A 16,575-nucleotide genomic window follows, 5' to 3' on the forward strand; every position below is an offset into this window, starting at 1 on the left:
TTTTTGGGGGGGCGAATGGTGGTTTTAGTCGCATTGACGACTGCCTCGCTCCCCATCTGGCTGTTCAATGATTAACTGGGTGGCGACAAGGCACCCTTTGAGATTGCGATCATCAGAACACCCCTCACCACGAACTTATGTCATGGTGAGGGTTCAAATGCAGTGTAACTGGGGCGGTCAAAAACAAACAGGCCGTCTTCTCGCACGTGCACGTTCAACCAATCGGTGTGAGCGTCCTTTCTTGCCATTCAATTACGGTGTTGCCTGCTTGATGTACGCATCGTGGCTGTTTTGCTGTCTTCCGAGCTGATGTTGATCTCTTTGTTTGAAGCCGCGAACGGCTACCTCATATCATCAAAACAGTAAATTTAATGCAAGCGGTTGCAATATTGGTAATTGTTGGGTTAGTTTAATCCCGTAGTGATCGACAGAAAAGATTTAGTGATATTAGTGTTTGTTTGGGTTTTAGTGTTGAAATAGCTCCCAAATTCGCTTCATTAAATCTTGCAATCGGTTGCTAACGCAAATGGGAGGAAACTATGAAACAAACTGGTTTACTGGCAGCAGTCGCTGCGTTCACGATGATGGCAACAGCCGTAAACGCCGACACTATCGGTTTTTCAAGTCCAAATTTTGATGATAATTTCCAGACAGCTCTTCGAGAAGCTGCCAAAAGTCGTGCGGAAGAACTCGGGCATTCAATTCAGATCGAAGATGCCCGAGAAGATGTAGGCATGCAGTTGAGCCAAATTCAGAACTTTATTGCCTCTGATGTTGCTGCAATCATCGTAGCGCCGGTAAGTGCGGCAGCGACCCCTCAAATCACCAAAATGGCAGAAGCAGCAGACATTCCGCTGATCTACGTGAATCGTCGCCCTGCAGATCTGGATGCGCTGGGTGAAAAGGCTGCCTTTGTGGGGTCTGATGAAACCTGGTCCGGCACGTTGGAAGCTTTTGAAGTGTGCAAGCAGGCAGCTGGCACTGGTAAGGCGGTCATGTTGATGGGGATTCTTTCAAACGAAGCTGCCGTTACCCGCTCTGAAGACGTACGCGAAGTCCTGAAGCTTTCCATGTGCAACGGCATCGAGCTTGTTGCGGAACAGGAAGCCAAATGGCAGCGCACAGAAGCAAACAACGTTGTTTCGAACTGGCTCAGCTCTGGTCTCGAATTCGATATCGTATTTGCCAACAACGACGAGATGGCTCTTGGCGCGGTGCAGGCTCTCAAAGCTGCTGGCGTGAATATGGATGATGTGCTGGTTGCTGGTGTTGATGCAACAGATGACGCTCTTGCTTCTTTGGGCAAGAATGGGCTGGATGTCACCGTTTTCCAGAATGCGAAGGGGCAGGCAACTGGCTCTGTTGATGCTGCTGTGAAAGCCATGAACGGCGAAGCTCTGCCAAACTGGATCAATATTCCGTTCGAGCTGGTCACTCAGGACAATCTCAAATCCTACATGAGCCAATAACAGGCTTTCAGTAAGGGCGCTCCGTGTATCTGCGCGGAGCGCTGCTCGCTTTGCAACTCATATTCTATTGGCCGTGATGTCGGTTTGGCCGATTTTATCTCAGCCCTGATGAGGAAAAGAACAATGAATGATGCGAGAAAGATCGTCCTGCGAACGCAAGGTCTTTGCAAAAACTATGGTGGAGTGCAAGCTCTGAAAGGTGCAGACTTTGAGCTCCGTGAAGGCGAACACATCGCAATCGTTGGCGATAACGGGGCAGGGAAGTCCACCTTTGTTCGCCAGATCACTGGCGTCGAGCAACCCTCTTCTGGTCAGATGTTCTTCGACGGAAAAGAGGTCAGCTTCAAAAGTCCTCTCGATGCTCGGGAAGCAGGTATTGAGGCTGTATTTCAGAATCTGGCACTCGCCAATGATCTGGATGTTCCAGCCAACATCTTCCTTGGACGTGAAGAAGTCTATTTCAATCTCGGGCCTTTCAGTTTTCTGAATGAAAAGAAAATGCTGGCGAAAGCCAAAGAGGGGCTTGAGAAGACTGCTGTAAAAATCCCTAATTTGCGCAATGCAATCGGTAACATGTCCGGCGGTCAGCGCCAGTGCGTTGCTATCTCACGCTCGGCAGCCTTTGCCTCCAAACTCATCATCATGGATGAGCCAACCGCAGCGCTTGGGGTTCAGGAAACCACGCAGGTCGAGAACATCATTCGTCGCTTAAAGAAGCAAGGTATTCCCCTGATCCTGATCAGCCATAACCTACGTCAGGTGTTTAACCTTGTAGACCGAATTTTCGTGTTCCGGCGCGGTGAAATTGTTGGTGTCGTAGACGCAGACAAAACGGATGGCAACGAAATTGTCTCCCTCATTACAGGTGTGAAAACTGGCGTGCATGAAAACGCCAGCTACATTTAATTGGGAGCACGTAGATGAACACTACTGCAATCCGAAAGCTTCCTCAGGAGGCGAGCATTTTGATGGTGTTGGTTGGAATTGCTGCGCTTTTTGAGATCCTTGGCTGGATTTTCATTGGGCAAAGCTTTCTGGCCAACTCCAAGCGCCTCGTTATCATTGTTCTTCAGGTATCTATCATCGGCATCATTGCTGTTGGTGTAACGCAGGTCATCATTACCTCTGGCATCGACTTGTCGGGCGGGTCTGTGGCGGCACTCTCTGCCATGGTGGCAGCGAGCTTTGCGCAAGCGTCGGGCGGTTTTTCCATCTTCTATCCCGGCATTGTAGACCTACCCGTTATTGTTCCTCTGTTGGCTGGTATCGGGGTTGGGTTGCTGGCAGGAAGTATCAACGGAGCCATTACCGCCTATACCGGAGTTCCCCCGTTCATTCCTACATTGGGAATGCTTGTTGCAGCCCGCGGGCTTGCCGTGCTGTATGCAGAAGGTCAGCCAATCTTTGGTCTGACCGAGCAATATACGGCGATTGGGCAAGGCATTAATCCAGTCCTGATCTTTCTCGGAGTTGCTCTGCTCTTCCACGTTCTTTTGAAGCACACGGTTTATGGGCGCCGGACGTATGCGATCGGCTCCAACGAAGAGGCGGCCCGAATAGTCGGCATCAAAGTGAACCGCCATAAGGTTCTTGTGTACGCGATTGCGGGTGGTCTTGCTGGTCTTGCTGGCATCGTCATGAGCGCGCGAGCGACAATGGGCCAGCCTGGCATGGGCTTCATGTACGAGTTGGATGCAATCTCCGCAGCTGTCATTGGCGGAACGTCATTGTTCGGCGGCAAAGGGAAGATTTCGGGGACCGTTATCGGCGTCTTCATTCTCGGCGTTATCACATCAGGTTTCACCTTCCTGCGGATCGATTTTTATTATCAGGAAATCGCCAAGGGCATGATCATCGTTGCTGCCGTTATCGCTGACCAGCGTCGGCAGGCTCGTAAGGCATAGTTCGGAGGCCATCTTGATTAATTCATCATCAACATTAGGCTCGGCCGAAACGCAAAAGTCCCTCCTTCAGCGGCTTCCAAAGGACACGGGTATTCTTCTGGTCCTCGTCGGAATCGCCGCAATTTTTGAAGTTTTGGGCTGGTTTGTCGTTGAGCAAACTTTCATCTTCAACGGTCAACGTCTGTTCATCATGATCCTGCAGATGGCAATCATTGGCATTCTTGCGATTGGCGTTGGTCAGATTATCATCATGGCAGGCATAGATCTTTCCGGTGGCTCCATTCTTGGTTTCGCCGGTATCGTAGCTGCCTCTCTGGCGCAAAGTTCAGAGTATGCCCGGGCTGTCTATCCAGCGCTTACAGATCTGCCGATCATCTTTCCGGTACTCGCAGGCATTGCTGTGGGAGCGCTGCTTGGTTTTGTCAATGGGAGCGTAATTGCCATTACCGCAATTCCGCCGTTTATCGCGACCCTTGGGATGCTTGTCGCAGCGCGTGGCTTGGCGCGTTGGTATACAAGTGGCAAGCAGGTGAGCTTCCTGACTGAGGATTTTGCCATCTTTGGTTCCGGAGCCTGGCCCGTTGTAACATTCTTGATTGTGGCTGGCGTCTTCCATGTGCTCTTGAAATATACGGTTTATGGGCGCCGTACCTATGCAATCGGCTCAAATGAAGATGCTGCCCGTGTTGCAGGCATCGCTGTCAAAAGGCACAAAATCCTTGTGTACACCATGGCAGGAGCTCTCTATGGCATCGCCTCCATCGTTCAGACCTCGCGCGCAATGACCGCTCAATCGGGCACTGGCCTGATGTTGGAACTGGATGCAATCTCGGCAGTTGTGATTGGTGGAACCTCTCTCTTCGGCGGTCGTGGTCGCATTATGGGCACCATCATTGGTGTGCTCATTCTGGGTACGCTGACTTCAGGTTTCACCTTCTTGGGCATCGATGTTTATTACATCAATATCGTCAAGGGTGTTCTGATTGTTGCCGCCGTAGTCGCAGATACTTATCGGCAAAAGCGAGTTGCAGCCTGATGATGTGTAAAACTTCGAGGCTGGGAGGTCTGCTCCCAGTTTCGAAGGGATAACCAAGTAATAACACCAGAATTTAATTGTGTTTTTTTACTTGGGCCATCATTGATGAACGGATTAATTTATAACTTCCAGATGCGCAAAAACGAAAAGGCAGAGGATGGCTGTTACGCTAAAAGATGTTGCATTGCGTGCAGGAGTCTCTGCTTCCGCTGTGTCACGCTCCTTTACGGAAGGTGCAAGTGTTTCCGCAAAAACTCGCCGAAAAGTCGAAAAAGCAGCGCACGAATTGGGCTACCGACCCAATGTTTTAGCTTCCAGCTTAACAACGCGGCGGACAAAGCTCATTGGTCTGGTTTCCAACAATTTCCATAACCCTGTTTTTCTGCAGGTCTTTGATCTGTTTACGCAGTCATTGCAGGCAAAAGGGCTCAGGCCTCTTCTCGTAAACCTTTCAGGTGAGGTTGATCCGGCTAAATCACTCGATATGCTTCTGCAATACAGCGTTGATGGGGTAATTGTAGCGTCTTCCACTCTGCCTCCTGATTTTGCTGAATCATTCCGGCATGCAAAAATTCCGGTTGTGCATTCCTTTGGGAGATGCAACGCGACGCCGACTGTGCACACCGTAGGCATTGATAACCGTTACGCCGGTGAGTTGGCTGCGGAGCTCTTGCTCTCTAAAGGGTATGAGCACATCGGATTTTTGGGTGGGCCGGAAAATGCGTCATCTACGCAGGATCGTCTCTTCGGTTTTCAACGAGTTCTCGCTGAGCATCCTAGTGTAAAATCATCCGTCGATTTTGCGGAGGATTACTCTTATGATGCAGGTAGGAAAGCGATGCAGAGCATCTTGCTGAAAGACCGCGCTAACGCTTATTTTTGTGGTGATGACGTGCTTACTATCGGAGCATTGAGTGCCGCGCAGACCGCTGGTCTAAAAGTACCGGAAGAAATAGGCTTTATTGGCTTCAACAACATGGAAATGGCAGGTTGGGCAAATATCAATCTGACAACCATTCATCAGCCTGTTCAGCAAATCATTTCATCCTCTGTTGAGCTGCTTGTTGACTGCCTGGAAGATCCAGATCGGATTCCTGAAACACGTATGTTTCCATGCCGTGTGGTTGAACGTGGAACACTTTTACAAAAGGCCGCTTAGTTGCTGGCAAATACCAGGGGCGCTTACAAAAAAAGGGGCCAGTAAGTATACGGCCCCTTTTCAAAAGTGTTACTTCAGTAGGGTTGGAACGGCGTCTTGCCATGCACCAGCTGCATGCGCTGACTTTACTGCAGCATAGACACTTGCCATAGACCGCAAACCATCTTCACAGCTTGGGAATAGGAAAGTTGATCCCTCAGAAGATCCGCTGGCTTTGTCCGCGTTGATCATCTCTGCTAGGTCGCAATAGATGTTGGCAAAGGCCAGGGGCATGCCTTCGGAGTGGCCAATTGTTACGCGCGATGCGTTTTGGGCTGCATCATACAGGTCACCAGCGCCGCGCTCGATGATCTGGGTACGACCATTCAATGGTGTGTAGTACAACTGGTTGGGGTGTTCCTGTTGCCAGGCCAACCCACCTTTTTCACCAAACACTTGCAAGCTCAGGCCATGCATACGCCCCACGGCAACTGCTGATGTCCAGAGCCGCCCAACTGCACCACCATCCATTCGGAAGTTGATCATTGCGTCATCTTCCAGTTCGCGGGTGGCAATAGTCGATGCAAAGTCAGCTGAGACAGTCGATACTTCCTGTCCGGTTACAAAGCAGGCCATATGCAACGCGTGGATACCTGCATCAGCTAACACGGCAGAAACGCCAGCAGCAGCAGGATCGTAGCGCCAGCGAACGCGTGGATTATCGGCATCAGCTGCGTCGGCGTGGAAACCATGCGCGAACTCTGCTTTTACAAGGCGGACTTCGCCCAGTTCACCTGCGGCAATCATTTCTCTCATCTGGCGAACCAAAGAAAATCCTGAATAGCCAAAGTTTACCGCGCACTTTTTGCCAGTCTGACGACTGATCTTTACGATCTCTTCGCCTTCTTTGACAGTCATGGTCATCGGCTTTTCACAAAGCACGTGAAAACCACCTTCGAGGAAGGCCTTGGTGATCTCGAAGTGTGTTGCGTTTGGTGTTGCAATAGTAACAAGATCAACTTTGTCACTGCGCGTTTTTTCAGCGGCCAGCATTTCCTGCCAATCACCATAAGCCCGGTCTTCTGCAATACCCAGCGACTGAGCAAACATGCGCCCTTTTGCTGCATCTGCATCCAGAGCGCCCGCAGCCAGCTGAAACAATCCGTCAACGGATGCACCTAGACGGTGCGCAGGACCAATCTGGCTTCCTTCGCCGCCTCCAATCAGACCCCAGTTTAATTTAGTCATGATGTTTCCTCAGTGAAAGCCAATGGATTCCAGGTAGTTACGATTGTGTTTAGCATCATCGATCGGAGATGTGTCACCTTGTGGATCGCAGTCTTGTTCAACCGTACACCAACCTTCGAAGCCTGCCTGGCGCAGTTTTTCAAGCACTGCTGGGAAATTCACTTCTCCCTCACCAAGGTTACAGAAAATCCCTTGAGCGCATGCGTCGTAAAAACCAATCCTGTTGGTTATAACCTCTGCCTTTACCGGTGCCGATGTATCTTTGAAGTGCATGTAAGAAATGCGGCCCATATGGCGGTCCATGAATGCAACCGGATCAAAGCCAGCATATGTCGAGTGGCCAGTATCTAAACAGATTTTTAGTAACTCGGGATCGGTTTCAGCTATGAGGCGCTCTAACTCACTCTCAAAGTCCATAAAGCCTGCGGCATGCGCGTGGATGCCGACTGTAAGGCCGTATTCTTCGGCCCCCATACGCGCAACTGTCATGATACGCTCTTTGAATGCAGTCCACTCCTGCAGATCCATTTGCTCGGCTTCACTCGCACGTCCGGCAGTTGGTGCCCTCCGTGGTGAAATTGAGTCAATCAGCACCAAATGCTCGGCACCATGAGCCTTCAGGGCTTCGCAGGTCCGCTTCGCGCCATCCCAAACATCCTCCCATGCTTTCGGATCATGAAATGGCCGGAAAACGACACCCCCAACCAGTTCCAGATCCCGCTTCACAAGCGCATCCTTCAGCACTGCCGGGTCCTCTGGCATATAACCAATCGGCCCAAGTTCGATGCCCTTGTAGCCCGCGGCGGCACATTGATCGAGAACGCTTTCCCAGCTCGGGTTACGTGCATCATCTGCGAACTCTACCCCCCATGAGCAGGGCGCATTACCAATTCTAATTCCCACGTTTCATCCCTTTGTTGTACTTAGAGCGATGTTGCTAATCTACTGGTGCCATCATGCTGCTGTGGCGGACTTATGTTCAGGCCGGAGGAGGGGTATGGAAAATTGAAAGCGGTTTCAATATGATTTGCCACAGCATTGACCAGACTGAAACTATATCGAACGTAAGGCCCTCTCATCTGAAAACCTGCAGCCTTTCTTTAAGCCCGAACCTCTGGAGAACATGAAGTCACGCAAACGACGTGTTCACATATGAACGGGCAAAAAAATCATTCTACACTCGATATAAACGCTATTTTTGCCCCTCTTACTGCGAACAGGTAGGTGTAACCCCTCCGAGCAATCCTAAGATCTGATCGCGAGAAAGATGCGGATAGTTCAGCGCAATCTCATAGATCTCTCACCTGTAGTTACCTCTCATCAGCGCAGTTCCAGTTGGGTCAAAATACATCTCCCAGAAAAGATTTGTTGCAACCGGTTGCAAAATAGGTATCCTTCAAAATTACCACGGCGTCAATAGACGAGTTGATGGGACCGCGAATTGTGGCGGAACAAGGCGACAATTGCAGGCGGAAGGAAATAGGGACACCATGACCACAAAAAGTGAAATCACCACTGGCACAATCCGTTTGACTATGGCGCAGGCGATCATCCGGTATCTTGCAAACCAGTACATAAGTATTGACGGTGACGAAGTGCTGCTCTGCGGAGGTGGGTTCGGAATTTTTGGTCACGGCAATGTGTCATGCTTGGGCGAGGCACTATATGAGCATCGCGATACACTTCCGCTTTATCGAGGTCAGAATGAACAAGGCATGGGCTTTGCCGCTGCAGCCTATGCCAAATATCATTTACGTAAGAGATTCATGTTCTGCACGGCTTCAGCAGGACCAGGCACAACAAACCTTGTCACATCAGCTGCGTTAGCACACACGAACAGGCTTCCAATGCTACTGTTATGTGGCGATGCGTTCATCTCAAGATTGCCGGACCCAGTGCTGCAACAGGTGGAGCATTATGGTAATCCGACTGCATCAGTGAATGATGCCTTCCGCGCAGTCTCCCGTTACTGGGACCGTATTACACATCCAGCACAGATCATTCAGTCGTTGCCTGCTGCGATAGCGACCATGCTTGACCCGGCAGATTGCGGTCCAGCGTTCCTGGGACTGCCGCAGGATGTGCAAGGTTGGGCCTATGACTACCCTGTTGCTTTCTTCGAGAAAAAAGTTCACCGCATCCGTCGGCAGACAACTGATGAGCTGGAGCTTGATGACGCGATTGCACTGATTAAATCCGCCGAAAAGCCTGTGATCATAGCAGGCGGTGGCGTGCAATATTCTGGCGCAACGCAGGAGTTGCTTGCGTTTGCTGAGCAGACACAAATTCCGGTTACAGAAACAATAGCGGGCCGTGCAAACCTGCTGTCTGATCACCAGCTGAATTGCGGACCAATCGGCGTAACAGGCTCAAACTCGGCAAATGCTATTGCTGCTGATGCTGACGTGGTTATTGCTGTTGGAACACGTTTACAGGACTTTACTACAGGGTCATGGACCGCTTTCAGAAAAGATGCTCGGTTTGTTTCCCTGAATGCCGCTCGTCATGATGCAAGCAAGCATCGTTCACTCCCTGTCGTGGGAGATGCAAAACTAGGATTGTCTGCGCTTATTGCATCCTTAAAGCAATACAAGGCTCCAGAGACGTGGATCGCATTTGCGCAACAGGAGAAAGCAGATTGGCTTTCCTATGTGAAGCACAATGTTGACCCCGCAAATGGACCCAACAGCTATGCGCAGGTTATCGGTGCCGTAAACGACCTGTGTGACACCAATGACAGGGTTGTTGCAGCTGCAGGCGGCCTACCTGCCGAAGTTACCGCTAACTGGCAAACCAAAGCCATCGGCTCGGTTGATGTCGAATTCGGTTTCTCATGCATGGGCTACGAGATTGCTGGTGGTTGGGGGGCACGTATTGCTCAATCCGAGAAAGAGACAGATCAGGATACCATCGTGTTTACAGGTGACGGTTCCTACCTGCTCATGAACTCGGATATCTATTCCTCCGTCCTGACCGAAAAGAAGCTCATTGTCATGGTTTGCGACAATGGTGGCTTCGCCGTGATCAACAAACTGCAAAACAACACCGGCAACACTTCTTTCAACAACCTGATCAAAGATTCACCAACAATTACAAACCCTGTTGCCGTGGATTTTGCTGCGCACTCAAGAGCTCAGGGTGCACTGGCAGAAACCGTAGAGACGATTGAAGAGCTGCGTGAAGCGTTCAAGCGCGCAAAGGCTGCAGACCAAACCACGATCATTTCTATTCAGGTCGATCCTTATGAAGGATGGACACAGGAAGGTCATGCATGGTGGGAAGTTGGACTGCCTGAAGTTTCTAACAGTCAGAACGTACGCACCGCACATGAAGAATGGGAAGCTGGTCGTATAAACCAGCGCGTGGGTGTGTAATGAACAGACTTTTGCAACAGTTGCAGGGAAAAAGATATCTGGTTGTCGGGCGTGCAGGCATGGACCTCACGCCGGAACCTGCAGGCACATCAATTGAAGATGCGCAAACCATGTCTGTCCATCTGGGCGGATCAGCTGCAAACATTGCAGTCGCCCTGCGCCGGCAAGAGTGTCACGTCTCGTTGCTGACCCGTGTTTCTGACGATGCAATCGGACGTTACTGCGTCAATCAATTGGAGCGGTACGGAATAGACCACAAGTACGTCACCCCAATTGGTGGAGAGTACAGAAACAGCCTTGCACTCTCGGAAGCACGTTTGCTCGACCATCAGACGACCATTTACCGAAATGGTGCAGCTGATTTTATGATGAGCGAAGCCGATGTCGACGCTGTTGATTTCTCTCAGTTTGATGCAATTGTCACCACAGGAACTTTGCTGGCCTCCGAGCCGTCTCGCACAGCGACTTTCTACGCCTTGGAGAAAGCAAAAGCTGAGGGATTGGTTTCGATTTTTGATATCGATTACCGCCCTTACAGTTGGGCATCTGCACAGGAAGCCACAGGTACATATAAACGCATGAGCTCACTCTGTGATGTCATCGTAGGTAATGACGAGGAGTTCGGCTTTATGGCTGGGAACATAGCTAATGGCCCAATGTTTGCCCACGAACTTGCAAACAGATCTGACTGTATCTGTATTTACAAAATGGGCTCAAAAGGCTCGACCACTTACACTGTAAATGAGTCATTTCAGACCGGCATATTCACTGCTTCTGCAATGAAGCCGACCGGTGCTGGAGATGCATTTCTAGGTGGTTTCCTATCCTCACTTTCAAATGGAAAAACCTTGCAGCAGAGCGTTATTCGTGGGTCTGCCTGCGCAGCAATTGTGGTTTCAAAGGTTGGCTGTGCAACAGCAATGCCCGATGAAAAAGAACTGGTCAGGTTTTTGAAGCAACACAGCATTTCCATGGAAGAAACATTGAGTTCGACGAAGGACTAAGCATGCATATCCCTCCATATAATAATCAGAATAAACCCATCGTAGACGTTGATGATACCCGCGTCCCGTTAAACTACTTCAACATCGTAAAACTGAAAAAAGGGGAAGCGTTCCACTATCAGGTCCCCGGTTATGAAACCTGCATCGTACCTGCAACCGGCTCGGTGAACGTTGAATGCGAAGGGCTGAACTGGGACGGCATAGGTGGTCGCGGTGTAGATGTTTGGGATGGTGAGCCTGAAGGGGTCTATATCCCGACAGGAGCGAAAACAACAATGACTTGTGTGAGTGATGCGGCCGAAGTGTTTATCGCTGGTGCGCGGTATGACGGTGTTCTGATGCCGTTTGCTGTAAGATCATCCGAACTGGATGTTGTTCAGTACGGCTCAGATGACACGAAAACACATCGCAAAATCAAACATATAATTGGAACTAAATATCACGACAAGGTTGGCCGTCTCTTGGTCTCCGAATTGTTTACTGTGGGGCAGGGAGGGTGGTCAGGTTTTCCTTCTCACAAGCATGATACTGACAATTTACCCCATGAAACACGGCATGACGAAACCTACAACTTCCGCTTCCGGCCAGAGCATGGGTTTGGAATGCAGTTGCTTCAGAAAGAAGATGGGAAAGTCGGAGAAGCCTATCATATCGTAGATGGATCAACTCTCGTTATTGACAGGGGCTACCACCCCTGTGTCGCTGCACCGGGCTACGAAATGTATTACTTCACAATTCTCGGTGGCCTCAGCCAACGCTCACTGGTGCAGCATTTTCAGCCAACACACGCATATCAGGTCGAAACGATCCCCGGAATCAAAGATATGATTGCCAAGTTTAAGTAGTGATACAGTAATGCCTATTGCAAACCTTAAAGACGTTTTAGTACCAGCCATGAGCAATGGGACAGCCGTTGCTGGCTTTGTTGTCTTAGGTTGGGAAGATGCACGTGCATTTGTGGAGGCTGCCGAAGAGATCGGCTGCCCGGTCATTCTGCAGGCAGGTCCTGGATGTCGCGCCCATACTCCATTGGAAGTTCTGGCGCCAATGTTTAGAGTTCTAGCTGAGACAGCCTCTGTTCCAGTGGTTGCTCATCTTGACCACGGCTACGAAGTAGAGGATTGCCTGAAAGCAATAGACCTTGGCTTTACTTCCGTCATGTTTGATGGCTCCAAGCTTCCTCTTGAGGAAAACATCCGCCTGATGCAGTCCATCGCTGCAAACGCTAAGCCACATGGTGTCTCTCTGGAAGGAGAAGTCGGCTTTGTTGGCTACGCTGAGGGTGCTGTGTCCTCAGGTACGAAACCAGAAGAAGCCGCGCAGTTTGCGAAGGAAAGTAATGCCGACGCGCTCGCAATCTCTGTCGGTAATGTGCACTTGCAACAAGAAAAAGCAGCAATGATCGATTTCGATCTGGTCCATGCCATTGAAAACGTCACCAACATTCCGCTCGTGCTACACGGAGGCTCTGGGATTCCTGCAAAAGTCAGGCAGAAACTGGCAAAAGAAACAAAGATCTGCAAGTTCAATATTGGTACCGAAGTTCGCATGGCCTTTGGGCAATCGCTTCGGAAAACTCTGAATGAGGACGCACAGATTTTTGACCGGATAAAACTCCTGACGCAAGCAGAAGAAAGCGTCAAACAGGCAGCTAAGAAAGTCATGCTGGATATAAGTATGGCATAGCATGTCTCGGTCTCGAGCAGATAGGCTCTTGAGAGGGTGATTAGCTTGCTCTTTCAGAGTGAATGAAAGGGAAAGTGGTGCATAAACAGCTGCGCCAATATAGAGATCTGCACTTCTCCATAGGGGGCGACAAGCAGTACCTCATTTTAAGGTTTGCGTTTCGTCACATAATCTTGGCAATTCACTCCAATGTTTTGAGCTTCAAATATGCGAGGTCATGGCTTTCAAGTGCGAGATGCACTCCTTGAAGATTCCGCAGACACCACTTTCGTTCTACATGAAAGCACTTCCCAATTACGCGATGCAGATCATAACAATGATCCATGCAAGGCTTCCAGATGGTTGGCTAACAAGACCCCCGCAACTGCGTTGCCATTTTACTAGTCGCGTGTTTAGCGATCCGTCGGCGCAGGGGACACTCGCAATGCGCATGGTCTGCCAGCGGCCCAGCGTATCAACACAAACGCCGAGCTCTTTGGCAAGCTCGGCGCGTGTCATCCAACCATCAAGTATGGCTTTGGGTTGTGTCTGTTCAGGTTCAAGTTCCGGGGTAGGGATGTTGTCTTCCATGTGCTCCTCCAAAGCAAAACCGCTCGGGCTCAAACGGTTTGCGGAAAAGCTAAGCATGGAGAGCAAATGAGCGTATAGGCGTTCAAACATTAAGGCAACGCCTATTGAGGACAATCGAACCGTTTCCTGAGGCTACTCCCTCGATGCGTCGGAGGCCTCAAACCAAGGGTCGCAACTGCCCCTGTGAGTTCATGAAGATTTGGAATATCCCATAGATATCAATGGTCAATTTTAGAATTCGAGTTGCAGCAAAAACCTTCAGTATTTCAAACAGTTGATATTCTGGTCAAATCAACTCTGCTGGACGTGCTGATTTGAGAAACTGGCCTGTTGTAAGCCGGTAAAGGTCTTAAGTTTTTCTGGAAATTGCCTGACCTAAACGGCAGGCTGAATGCGAACTACATGCGGTGATGTGTTCTTTGATGAGGCCCAATAGAAGCTGGATGCCACAGGGGAGGGATACCAATGACGCTGCCATCAAAAGAGTATTTCACAGTTTTTGAAGCCGAGGCGCGTTGGGGCGTTCCTCTTGCCACCATTGCAGGCTGGGCTGAGGCGGGGCGGTTTCGCCTTGTCACCAGCACGCCATTGGTTGTGTGCGGGGCACAAAAAGTGTGTGGGATGGTCGAGCTGTGCGGATCGGACCTGTTCAAAATGCTGGGAACAGCGGGAGTGCCTGCACGCGCCTGCCTTGTGCACCGCGTGATCCCTTTGCGCAAGAAAGGTGCTGAACTGCTTTATGTCACCTGCCCAAGGCAAGGCCTGGCCGTGCACCCCAATGAGCTATGGATTCCAGCGACTGATCTTTATCGCTTTGAAGAAAAGCATGGCCTTGGTCAGCGTGGTGGTCAAAGCGGTGATCGGGGTGGGCGTGAGCCTAAATATGACTGGGAAGGGATGTGGGCACCGCTGTGTGTCCATCTGTTTACACAAGGTGTTCCAAATACTTTGAATGAGCTCGCCAGTGCGATGCAGGACTGGTTTATTGAGGCCTCTCCAGCCGGAGAGGCGCCTGATATGAGTACCATCCGCCGCCGTATTCAGCCTCTTTGGCAGGCCCTGAAAACGGCACGGGAGAACTAGCAGTCATGGGTAGTGCAGAAAAGACAGGTGAGGTTGGAGTAGGTGGGATAATTTGCTGCGTGTGTCGGCGTGGCTTGGCGGTCACATAACCTGCAACTGCATTAACGCTTTCACGTAATGGAGATTCCATCAGATGAGCATAGCGCTGGGTTGTACTCATCTGAGTATGGCCTAAGAGCCTGCCGATTACTTCAAGTGAAGCGCCTCCAGACACCAGAAGAGATGCAAAAGTGTGGCGCAGATCATGAATGCGGACATCGGAGATTTCTGCTTGCTTCAAGATGCCTTGCCAATACCGGCGCATTTCATGAACTGGTTGCCCGGAAACGTCTCCTGGAAACAGCCAGGGGCAGTTTTCGGAGACAACGGACTGGCGTCTCCTCACCAGGTCAGCGACCTCAGGTGATATAGGCAGGCGGTGGATACGCTTCTGTTTGGTATTGGTTGCTGGCTTGAACCAGGTCAGGAGTTCGAGGTTGAACTGCTCAAAGCGGGCAAATCTTACTTCGCCCAGACGTGAGCCTGTGAGAAGGCAGAGGCGGATCACATCAGCCCCGCGTTTGTCTTTGCAATTCTCGAGCGCATCAGACAGACGGTTGATCTCATCAAGTGACAAGAACCGCTCGCGGGCATTCTCTAGCCTTTTGTGGAACCCTTGCGCTGGGTTATCAGGAGGCATCTTCCACTGAGCTGACAGATTGAACATCTTGCGCAAGATCTCGCCGAGACGATTGGCGCGGATCGGTGTGGATTTTGGTTTGCTTCGGCGTTTGAGTTTCTTTGCGGGACGATGTCGCCCAGCGGCCACGTTGCTGAGCAGCTTGTTGACATCCGCAGGTGAAATCTCGCGCACCAGAAGGTTCTTCCACTGCGGCAGCACCAATTTACTCAGCATGGAAATCTGGTCTGCCTGATTGCGGGCGGCAAGTTTGGGTAGGTGCTCATCGATATAACGCTCAATAAGATCGCTTACGCGCGGCACAACACGTTTTGCTTCCCGGTTGCCCAACGGGTCGTAATCAAGCTCAATCTCCCGGCGGATGGTTTTGGCTCGCTCTCGTGCTGCGACTACACTCCAGGCCGGCCATTGGCCGATGGTGTAGCGACGCTGGCGGCCATTGACGCGGTAGGACACGTTAAACGCCTTGGTGCCGGACTTGTAGATCACCAGTGCAAAGCCGGCGACCACGCTGTCAAACAGCTGGTATTGCCGAACCGTGGGCTTTGCTGTGCGAGCAATCTTTTCTGTAAGGCGCTGACGACTTGGCACAATCTACTCCCCCTCACATAACATCCAAGTAATGCGTAGTGTGCCAGCTCTTGCAAGATCTAAGTCTTTGCTTATGGCGTGCTCACGCTTGCAGGGAAGTCTAATTGGAGCAGATCTTGGGCGTATAGGCGTTCATAGGCGTTCATAGGCGCTCAAAGGCAATGAAAGGCGTTCAAAGGCAGTGAAAAATAGAAGGGGTGCGCGCAGGACGCCAAATCAGGAGATAAATCACCCCTGCGAAAGAACTGGAAGATGAGCGGCGATAGGCTGAGCTGCCAGCTTCAGCCAGTTTGCATATCAGGCATTATTCCTGAGCAGTATTCATCTGAAAGCAATTCTTCGCTGTCAAAGGTCACTATAAGCTCCCCTAAGAGGAACTGTTTTGGAGGTCATTTGAGGCCTGAAGCCCCCAAATTCAGCTCAAAAAGGACTTTGTCTTTGAGTTCTTATTCCGATTTTCCCTTATATTTCAGGGGTAAGCCAAAAGCAGCCCAGACTGGGCCGAAAATGGCCCGCTGATTTCCCATATTTTTCAATAATATAGCCGCCTTTTGGCGTCTTGTTTACTTTCCGGGCCAGAAGTGGCTCAAGTTTACGTAGCGGCACTAAATTTGCAGCGCTGCGCCGCAAGGCAGCTTTGTGCGTGTTCTAAAATTAATTTCTCTTGTTATTTCAATAGTATGGGGCTGTACTGGTGTGTTCATTTCTTCTGCTTTCGCACTCTGGCATGCAAGTTGCTGTTGTGTTGGTACGCTGTCGCAGACTGGGGTCTGGGGCTGTGGCCCATTCTCAT

15 protein-coding genes are annotated in these 16,575 nt (G+C 50.5%); 10 read left to right on the top strand and 5 right to left on the bottom strand.

The annotated features are described in order from the left end of the window. Positions 1-539: 539 nt before the first annotated feature. From PsW64_RS17760 to PsW64_RS17780, 5 genes are all read left to right on the top strand, one after another. Positions 540-1,469: a substrate-binding domain-containing protein gene (locus tag PsW64_RS17760; RefSeq protein WP_063304428.1), complete on the top strand. Its 930-nt coding sequence runs from the start codon at positions 540-542 to the stop codon at positions 1,467-1,469. A 123-nt stretch (positions 1,470-1,592) separates the two neighbouring features. Then, on the top strand, positions 1,593-2,375 hold the full coding sequence (locus tag PsW64_RS17765; RefSeq protein ID WP_063304429.1) for an ATP-binding cassette domain-containing protein: 783 nt from the start codon (positions 1,593-1,595) through the stop codon (positions 2,373-2,375). Positions 2,376-2,389: 14 nt separating this feature from the next. After that, a complete protein-coding gene (locus PsW64_RS17770; protein ID WP_063304430.1) occupies positions 2,390-3,373 on the top strand; it encodes an ABC transporter permease in 984 nt (327 codons plus the stop codon). Between the two features lie 13 nt (positions 3,374-3,386). Next, positions 3,387-4,409 carry an ABC transporter permease gene (locus PsW64_RS17775; RefSeq protein ID WP_431009875.1) on the top strand — a complete coding sequence of 341 codons (1,023 nt, stop codon included), beginning with the start codon at positions 3,387-3,389 and terminating at the stop codon, positions 4,407-4,409. A gap of 157 nt (positions 4,410-4,566) precedes the next feature. Continuing rightward, on the top strand, positions 4,567-5,568 hold the full coding sequence (locus tag PsW64_RS17780; protein WP_063304431.1) for a LacI family DNA-binding transcriptional regulator: 1,002 nt from the start codon (positions 4,567-4,569) through the stop codon (positions 5,566-5,568). A 69-nt stretch (positions 5,569-5,637) separates the two neighbouring features. Here PsW64_RS17780 and PsW64_RS17785 read toward each other — a convergent pair whose 3' ends face one another. Beyond that, positions 5,638-6,795 (bottom strand): Gfo/Idh/MocA family protein, encoded by a 1,158-nt coding sequence (locus PsW64_RS17785; protein WP_063288946.1) that lies wholly within the window; start codon positions 6,793-6,795, stop codon positions 5,638-5,640. A 9-nt stretch (positions 6,796-6,804) separates the two neighbouring features. Continuing rightward, entirely contained in the window at positions 6,805-7,698 is an 894-nt protein-coding gene (locus tag PsW64_RS17790; protein ID WP_063288945.1) for a sugar phosphate isomerase/epimerase family protein, read from the bottom strand. A 587-nt stretch (positions 7,699-8,285) separates the two neighbouring features. Here PsW64_RS17790 and iolD point away from each other — a divergent pair. Genes iolD through PsW64_RS17810 form a run of 4 tightly spaced genes read left to right on the top strand, consistent with a single transcriptional unit; the run spans position 8,286 to position 12,859 of the window. After that, complete coding sequence (iolD, locus tag PsW64_RS17795) at positions 8,286-10,169, top strand: 3D-(3,5/4)-trihydroxycyclohexane-1,2-dione acylhydrolase (decyclizing) (RefSeq protein WP_193757818.1); 1,884 nt, start codon at positions 8,286-8,288, stop codon at positions 10,167-10,169. Continuing rightward, complete coding sequence (iolC, locus tag PsW64_RS17800; RefSeq protein ID WP_063304432.1) at positions 10,169-11,173, top strand: 5-dehydro-2-deoxygluconokinase; 1,005 nt, start codon at positions 10,169-10,171, stop codon at positions 11,171-11,173. Before iolD ends, iolC begins: the two co-directional genes overlap by 1 nt. 2 nt (positions 11,174-11,175) lie before the next feature. Further along, a complete protein-coding gene (locus PsW64_RS17805; protein ID WP_063304433.1) occupies positions 11,176-12,018 on the top strand; it encodes a 5-deoxy-glucuronate isomerase in 843 nt (280 codons plus the stop codon). A 10-nt stretch (positions 12,019-12,028) separates the two neighbouring features. Continuing rightward, complete coding sequence (locus PsW64_RS17810) at positions 12,029-12,859, top strand: class II fructose-bisphosphate aldolase (protein ID WP_063304434.1); 831 nt, start codon at positions 12,029-12,031, stop codon at positions 12,857-12,859. A 294-nt stretch (positions 12,860-13,153) separates the two neighbouring features. On the opposite strand, the gene PsW64_RS17815 is transcribed toward PsW64_RS17810, so the two are convergent. Beyond that, positions 13,154-13,519: a hypothetical protein gene (locus PsW64_RS17815; RefSeq protein WP_063304435.1), complete on the bottom strand. Its 366-nt coding sequence runs from the start codon at positions 13,517-13,519 to the stop codon at positions 13,154-13,156. Between the two features lie 375 nt (positions 13,520-13,894). Between PsW64_RS17815 and PsW64_RS17820 the strand changes: the two genes are divergently transcribed. Further along, on the top strand, positions 13,895-14,512 hold the full coding sequence (locus PsW64_RS17820) for a hypothetical protein (RefSeq protein ID WP_063304436.1): 618 nt from the start codon (positions 13,895-13,897) through the stop codon (positions 14,510-14,512). On the opposite strand, the gene PsW64_RS17825 is transcribed toward PsW64_RS17820, so the two are convergent. Then, positions 14,412-15,782, bottom strand: a complete 1,371-nt coding sequence (locus PsW64_RS17825; protein WP_082831149.1) for a tyrosine-type recombinase/integrase — start codon at positions 15,780-15,782, stop codon at positions 14,412-14,414. The genes PsW64_RS17820 and PsW64_RS17825 overlap by 101 nt on opposite strands. A gap of 605 nt (positions 15,783-16,387) precedes the next feature. Continuing rightward, positions 16,388-16,575: hypothetical protein (locus tag PsW64_RS27800; RefSeq protein ID WP_206599564.1), on the bottom strand; the 188-nt coding region annotated here is incomplete at its 5' end.

Origin of the sequence: Pseudovibrio sp. W64 (assembly GCF_001623145.1) — a bacterium.
Lineage (GTDB): Bacteria > Pseudomonadota > Alphaproteobacteria > Rhizobiales > Stappiaceae > Pseudovibrio.

Excerpts from the sequence above, each read along its gene's own strand:
- PsW64_RS17760 (WP_063304428.1), top strand. The coding sequence starts at position 540 with ATGAAACAAACTGGTTTACTGGCAGCAGTCGCTGCGTTCACGATGATG.
- PsW64_RS17765 (WP_063304429.1), top strand. The coding sequence starts at position 1,593 with ATGAATGATGCGAGAAAGATCGTCCTGCGAACGCAAGGTCTTTGCAAA.
- PsW64_RS17770 (WP_063304430.1), top strand. The coding sequence starts at position 2,390 with ATGAACACTACTGCAATCCGAAAGCTTCCTCAGGAGGCGAGCATTTTG.
- PsW64_RS17780 (WP_063304431.1), top strand. The coding sequence starts at position 4,567 with ATGGCTGTTACGCTAAAAGATGTTGCATTGCGTGCAGGAGTCTCTGCT.
- PsW64_RS17785 (WP_063288946.1), bottom strand. The coding sequence starts at position 6,795 with ATGACTAAATTAAACTGGGGTCTGATTGGAGGCGGCGAAGGAAGCCAG.
- iolD (WP_193757818.1), top strand. The coding sequence starts at position 8,286 with ATGACCACAAAAAGTGAAATCACCACTGGCACAATCCGTTTGACTATG.
- iolC (WP_063304432.1), top strand. The coding sequence starts at position 10,169 with ATGAACAGACTTTTGCAACAGTTGCAGGGAAAAAGATATCTGGTTGTC.
- PsW64_RS17805 (WP_063304433.1), top strand. The coding sequence starts at position 11,176 with ATGCATATCCCTCCATATAATAATCAGAATAAACCCATCGTAGACGTT.
- PsW64_RS17810 (WP_063304434.1), top strand. The coding sequence starts at position 12,029 with ATGCCTATTGCAAACCTTAAAGACGTTTTAGTACCAGCCATGAGCAAT.
- PsW64_RS17815 (WP_063304435.1), bottom strand. The coding sequence starts at position 13,519 with ATGTTTGAACGCCTATACGCTCATTTGCTCTCCATGCTTAGCTTTTCC.
- PsW64_RS17820 (WP_063304436.1), top strand. The coding sequence starts at position 13,895 with ATGACGCTGCCATCAAAAGAGTATTTCACAGTTTTTGAAGCCGAGGCG.